The sequence below is a fragment of the Pseudomonas nabeulensis genome (assembly GCF_004682045.1).
GTDB lineage: Bacteria > Pseudomonadota > Gammaproteobacteria > Pseudomonadales > Pseudomonadaceae > Aquipseudomonas > Aquipseudomonas nabeulensis.
This window is the reverse complement of record NZ_QUZT01000150.1, coordinates 1-508: the sequence shown is the minus strand read 5'-3', so window position 1 is coordinate 508 and position 508 is coordinate 1. Positions and strand designations below refer to the sequence as shown.

The window sequence follows — 508 nt, the reverse complement described above, 5'->3', positions numbered from 1 at the left end:
AGCATGAATAATGGTGGCATCGACGATAGTGCCCTGACGCAGAGACATGCCTTTGTCCTGCAAATAACCATTGATGACCGCGAGGATTGCAGGTGCAAGCTGATGCTTTTCCAATAAGTGCCGGAAATTCATGATCGTGGTGTCTTCAGGTATCGGGGCGCTCAAGGTCAAACGTGCAAACTGGCGCATGGGCGTGATTTCGTAGAGCGTTTCTTCCATGGTCGGATCGCTCAGGGAAAACCAATTCTGCAACAGATGAATACGCAGCATGGTTTCCAGAGGATAGGGTTTTCTGCCGCCACCGGCCTTGGGGTAGAACGGCTCGATCAGGCCCAGCAGACCCGTCCAGGGCACGACCTGATCCATCTCGGCGAGGAAGCGTTCGCGGCGTGTCTGCTTGCGCTTGCCGGCGTATTCGAAATCGGAAAAGCTCATCTGGCTCATAGGCGGCTCGGATCAGGTGGTCAGGCGTATTTCAGCACATTTGAAAACTTGTTCGGAGATTCCC

Annotated in this window: 1 protein-coding gene; it reads right to left on the bottom strand. The window is 53.9% G+C overall.

What is annotated here, in order from left to right:
• On the bottom strand, positions 1 to 444 hold a 444-nt coding region (locus DYL61_RS31200; RefSeq protein WP_135311580.1), incomplete at its 3' end, for an IS5 family transposase.
• Positions 445 to 508: the final 64 nt, after the last annotated feature.